This is a genomic window from Pseudomonas sp. UBA4194 (assembly GCF_002379585.1).
In the GTDB taxonomy this organism is placed as follows: domain Bacteria; phylum Pseudomonadota; class Gammaproteobacteria; order Pseudomonadales; family Pseudomonadaceae; genus Aquipseudomonas.
Genome location: NZ_DFUE01000004.1, coordinates 30585 through 35978 on the forward strand (window position 1 = coordinate 30585; position 5394 = coordinate 35978).

At 64.5% G+C, this 5394-nt stretch carries 4 protein-coding genes; 3 read left to right on the forward strand and 1 reads right to left on the reverse strand.

Going from position 1 to position 5394, the window contains the following annotated elements; genetic code table 11:
- Positions 1-160 precede the first annotated feature (160 nt).
- The 3 genes from B3397_RS00510 (at position 161) to nudC (ending at position 4470) form a co-directional block, all read left to right on the forward strand.
- Positions 161-1957, forward strand: a complete 1797-nt coding sequence (locus tag B3397_RS00510) for a glycoside hydrolase family 15 protein (protein WP_296246276.1) — start codon at positions 161-163, stop codon at positions 1955-1957.
- A gap of 841 nt (positions 1958-2798) precedes the next feature.
- Positions 2799-3611: a crotonase/enoyl-CoA hydratase family protein gene (locus B3397_RS00515; protein ID WP_296246278.1), complete on the forward strand. Its 813-nt coding sequence runs from the start codon at positions 2799-2801 to the stop codon at positions 3609-3611.
- A gap of 28 nt (positions 3612-3639) precedes the next feature.
- Positions 3640-4470 carry an NAD(+) diphosphatase gene (gene nudC, locus B3397_RS00520; RefSeq protein WP_296246280.1) on the forward strand — a complete coding sequence of 277 codons (831 nt, stop codon included), beginning with the start codon at positions 3640-3642 and terminating at the stop codon, positions 4468-4470.
- Here the strand turns inward: nudC and B3397_RS00525 are convergent.
- Positions 4438-5232 (reverse strand): TSUP family transporter, encoded by a 795-nt coding sequence (locus B3397_RS00525; protein ID WP_296246282.1) that lies wholly within the window; start codon positions 5230-5232, stop codon positions 4438-4440. The genes nudC and B3397_RS00525 overlap by 33 nt on opposite strands.
- Positions 5233-5394: the final 162 nt, after the last annotated feature.

The following is a 5394-nucleotide window of genomic DNA, read 5'->3' on the forward strand; positions in this document are numbered from 1 at the left end:
GGGAGAGGGGGCTAAAGGCGGACCGCGGTGCTGCGCATATCGGTGATCGGCTCCCTCTCCCCCAGGGAGAGGGCTGGGGTGAGGGGACCATCCACCACAAATCTCCAACCATCCCCCACCCGTCATCCCGCCCCCCAGGCCCAACCAAAAAGAGGCCCCCATGCCCGCATTGATCGAAGACTACGCCCTACTCGGTAACTGCCGCACCGCCGCCCTGGTCTCCACCCAGGGGTCCATAGACTGGCTATGCTTCCCCCGCTTCGATTCGCCAGCCTGCTTCTGTGCCCTGCTGGGCAACACCGAAAACGGCCGCTGGCAGATCGCGCCTGCCGAGCCCGTGCTGCGCGTCGAGCGTCAGTACCGCGAAGACACGCTGATCTTGCAGACCACCTTCCACACCGCCAGCGGCAGCGCCATGCTGGTCGACTGCATGCCGGTCGATGACCAGAACACCGTACTGCGTACCGTGGTGGGGCTACAGGGTGAGGTGGCGTTCAACATGGACTTGGTGATGCGCTTCGACTATGGCAACAGCGTGCCGTGGGTCGAGCAGCACCAGCCCTTGACCCTAACCGCCGTTGCAGGTCCCGAGATGCTGGTGCTGCGCAGCGCCACCGAACTGCACGCGGTAGACCATCGCACCGCCAGCCGTTTCACTGTCCAGGCGGGGCAGCGTCTGCATTACAGTCTGACCTCACAGCCGTCGCACTGGCGCGTCGCCGACGCCCCCGAAGTCGAGCGCGCCGTGGCCGAGACCGAGCACTACTGGCGTAGCTTTTCCGAGCGTTGCCCGGATGTCGGCCCCTGGACGGCGCTGGTCAAGCGTTCGTTGATCACGCTCAAGGCGATGACCTACGCGCCCACGGGCGGCATCGTCGCAGCGGTCACCACCTCGTTGCCCGAATACCTGGGCGGCCAGCGCAATTGGGACTACCGCTATTGTTGGCTGCGAGACGCGACGATGACCCTGCTTGCCTTCATGAATCTGGGTTACTACGAGGAAGCGGCAGCCTGGCGCAAGTGGCTGATGCGCTCGGTGGCCGGCAATCCCGAGCAGATGCAGATCATGTACGGGCTGGCGGGCGAGCGGCGGTTGCCCGAGTACGAGCTGCCCTGGTTGTCGGGATACGAAGGTTCGGCACCTGTGCGCATCGGCAATGGCGCCGCGACCCAGCGCCAGCTGGACGTCTATGGCGAGGTGGCCGATGCCATGAGCCAGGCGATCCGCGGCGGGTTGCCACGCCACCCACGGGGCGCAGCGATCTTCAGAGTGATCATGCCGTACCTGGAAAGCATCTGGCGCGAGCCCGATGAAGGTATCTGGGAAATTCGCGGGACCCCACAGCACTTCACCCATTCGAAGGTGATGGCCTGGGTCGCTTTCGACCGCGCGGCGGCGCTGGCCGAGCCCACCGAAGAAGGCCGCGAGCAGGCGCTGCACTACCGCGCCGTCGCTGATCAGATACACGCCGACGTGTGTGCCAAAGGCTTCAACCAGGAACTGGGCTGTTTCGTTCAGGCCTATGGCTCGACCCACACCGATGCCAGCCTCTTGCAGATCGCCCTGACCGGTTTCCTGCCCGCCGACGATGCCCGGGTGCTGGCCACGGTCGCACGAGTGGAGTCGACCCTGATGCGCGATGGATTGCTGCTGCGCTACGACACCGAGCATGGCGTAGATGGCCTGGAGCCGGGGGAGGGCACCTTCCTGGTCTGCTCGTTCTGGCTGGCCGACGTCTACGTGCTGCTGGGTCGCCAGGCCGACGCCGAAGCGTTGTTTGCCCGGTTGGCGGGGCTTTGCAACGACGTGGGTCTGCTGGCCGAGCAATATGACCCGAAGGCCGGTCGCATGCTGGGTAATTTCCCGCAGGCGTTCAGCCACCTCGGTATCATCAATACCGCACTGAACCTGCACCGCGCCGAAGCCCCCGCCCAGGCCCGGGCGCGGTCACGTTAAGACGTAGTGCTCCCACAGGGCCGACGGTCCTCCGCAGAACACATCGGCGCAGTACACCCCCTGTGGGAGCGGGTTCTACCCGCGATGGCGGCGGGATGGTTGGCGCAGGAACAAAGATGTGCAGCGTCCGCGAGGCCCCCATCGCGGGCAGAGCCCGCTCCCACAGGGATTGATGGTGCTGCCCAGATTTTATTGCCACTGCAGAGCCCGCACCCACAGGGGCCGACGGTCCTACGCAGAGCTCATCGGCGCAGTACACCCCCTGTGGGAGCGGGTTCTACCCGCGATGGCGGCGGGATGGTTGGCGCAGGAACAAAGATGTGCAGCGTCCGCGAGGCCCCCATCGCGGGCAGAGCCCGCTCCCACAGGGGATCGATGGCGCTGCCCAGCTATTATTGCCACTGCAGAGCCCGCCCCCACAGGGGCCGACCGTCCTACGCGGAGCTCATCGGCGCAGTAGATCCCCTGTGGGAGCGGGTTCTACCCGCGATGGCGGCGGGGCGGTTGGCGCAGGGTCAAAGATGTGCAGCGTCCGCGAGGCCCCCATCGCGGGCAGAGCCCGCTCCCACAGGGGATTGATGGTGCTGCCTAAGTCTCACTACCACTGCAGAGCCTGGTCCTACAGGGAATTGATGCTGCTGCCCAGATCTTATTGTCGCTGCGGAGTCCGCTCCCACGGGGCCGAACGGTCCTACGCAGCGCTCATCTGCGCAGTAGATCCCCTGTGGGAGCGGGTTCTACCCGCGATGGCGGCTGGCGGGTCACCGCGCAAGCCGGCGTTGGCAACACGAAATCTGGGTTATCCTTGATCCCAACCAAAAACAACAACAGGCCCCCGATGATGCCCGACTACCAAGCCTTCACCGTCGAGATCCAGAATCATATCGCCCACGTCCAGATCGACCGGGCGGACAAGGCCAACGCCATGAACGCGGCCTTCTGGACCGAAATCGAGGACATATTCGACGATCTGCACCTGAACGACTCGGTCCGCGTGGTCGTGCTCAGCGGCGCGGGCAAGCACTTCTCGGCAGGTATCGACCTGGCGTTACTCGCCTCGGTGGCCACCGAGCTGGGCCCCGACATCAGCCGTAATGCCAGACTGCTGCGCCGCAAGATCCTGCAGATGCAAGGTGCCTTCAACGCCGTGGACAGCTGTGCCAAACCGGTGCTGGCGGCCATCCAGGGCGCTTGCGTGGGGGGTGCGATCGACTTGGTGTCCGCCTGCGACATGCGTTATGCCAGTGCTGACGCGCGGTTCTCGATCAAGGAAATCGACATGGGCATGGCTGCCGACGTCGGTACCCTGCAGCGCCTGCCGCGGCTGATCGGCGACGGCATCCTGCGTGAACTGGCCTACACCGGTCGCGAGGTGGATGCCGAAGAAGCCCGCAGTATCGGCTTGGTCAACCGAGTGTTTGCCGACACACCGGCGCTACTGGATGGCGTCTTTGCCATCGCCACACAAATTGCCGCAAAATCACCCATTGCCGTGAGCGGCAGCAAACGAATGCTGGCTTATATGCGTGACCATAGCGTGGCCGACGGCCTTGAGTACGTCGCCACCTGGAACGCCGCCATGCTCCAGGGCAACGACCTGCGCGTGGCCATGGCGGCAAGCATGAACAGACAGACCCCGACTTTCGACGATTGAGCAGGGGCATTGCTTCAAGGAATTCCTGATGTCTTCAAGATGGACCACCGCAGTACTCGACACCGCCTACCCCGACGGCATGGCGCTGGCGCGCAGCAGCCAGGGCTTTCTGCTAGGCGAACACGGCGTGCTGTTCGAGCGCCATTGGCTCAAGGCCCAGGACCTGCCGGTGCTGAGCGAGCACGGTATCGGGCATTTCGACGGCCAGCCGGTGTTCTTGCTCGAACTGGATGAACCTGTCGATGTGCCAGGCTGCCAATGGCAGGGCTTGCGCCAGTTCATGTTGCAGGGTGACTTCGATACCTACCGCATGCTCGGCTATGCCGCACAGATTGGCACCTGGGCGCGCGAGCACCGTTTCTGCGGCAGTTGTGGCCACGCCATGGTGCAGATCCACTGGGAGCGCGCCATGTTCTGCGAGCGCTGCAACCTGCGCAGCTACCCGCGTATCTCGCCCAGCATGATCGTGTTGATTACCCGTGGTGACGAAATCCTCCTGGCTCGCTCACCGCGCTTCGTCACCGGGGTCTACAGCACCCTGGCCGGCTTCGCCGAGCCTGGCGAGTCGGCCGAAGACTGCCTGCGCCGGGAGGTGATGGAAGAGGTGCAGTTGCAGGTCAGGAATATCCAGTACATCGGCAGCCAGTGTTGGCCGTTTCCCCATTCGATGATGCTGGGTTTCCATGCCGAATACGCTGGCGGTGACATCGTGCCTCAGGCCGACGAAATCGAAGATGCCCAGTGGTTCCGCGTCGACGCGTTGCCGCCGCTGCCGGCAGGACGTTCCATCGCTCGCCATCTGATCGACCTGTACGTTGCCCGGCGTCTAGGCCTGCCCGAACCAGTGCTGCCAGGCTAGGCGCACGGTCAGCCCCAGCACTACCGTGATGAACACTGGCCGAATGAACTTGGCGCCGCCGCCGATGGCGGTGCGGGCGCCGAAGAAAGCCCCCACCATGACAGCCAGGCCCATGCTCAGGCCGATCAGCCAATCCACCTGGCCCGAGAAAATGAACACCGACAGCGCCGCCGCGTTGCTGACGAAGTTCATGCTGCGTGCCACGCCACTGGCGCGAACCAGGTCCAGGGGGTAGAGCAGCAGGCTGCTCACGGTCCAGAAGGCGCCAGTGCCGGGGCCGGCGACACCATCGTAGAAACCCAGGGTAAGGCCCTGCGGCAGTTGCCACTTGGGCTTGATCGCAGCGTTACTGTCCAGCGGGGCCTTGGGCGTGCCGCCGAACAGCAGGTACAGCCCGCAACCGAAGACGATGACCGGCAGCATCTTGTTCAGCCACTCGGCAGGCAGGTAGTGCGCGACGCCGGCACCCAGGAGGGCGCCGATCAACGTGCCCAGCAGCGCGCGTTTCCACTCCCGTGGGTGGAACAGCTTGCGTCGGTAGAAGGTGTAGCCGGCAGTGGCCGAGCCAAACGTCGAACTGAGTTTGTTGGTGCCCAGTACCAAATGGGGCGGCAGGCCCGCAGTGAGCAACGCCGGGGTGGTGAGCAGGCCGCCACCGCCGGCAATGGCGTCGATGAATCCGGCCAGAAAGGCGACCAGGGCAAGAATCAACAGGACGCTGGGTTCGACGCTGAGCTGGAAAGAGAAGAATTCGTAGGGCATGGAATCGGCTTATGGCAGGTGCACGCAAGCGGCGCGCGAAGGCCAGGATTGTACGCCGAATGGGGTAGTTATGTATTGGGGTGGGTTGGGGTTAGGTGGGTTCCGGGGGGGCGGTGGTGAATGGTCCCCTCACCCCAGCCCTCCCCCTGAGGGAGAGGGAGC

Excerpts from the sequence above, each read along its gene's own strand:
- B3397_RS00510 (WP_296246276.1), top strand. The coding sequence starts at position 161 with ATGCCCGCATTGATCGAAGACTACGCCCTACTCGGTAACTGCCGCACC.
- B3397_RS00515 (WP_296246278.1), top strand. The coding sequence starts at position 2,799 with ATGCCCGACTACCAAGCCTTCACCGTCGAGATCCAGAATCATATCGCC.
- nudC (WP_296246280.1), top strand. The coding sequence starts at position 3,640 with ATGTCTTCAAGATGGACCACCGCAGTACTCGACACCGCCTACCCCGAC.
- B3397_RS00525 (WP_296246282.1), bottom strand. The coding sequence starts at position 5,232 with ATGCCCTACGAATTCTTCTCTTTCCAGCTCAGCGTCGAACCCAGCGTC.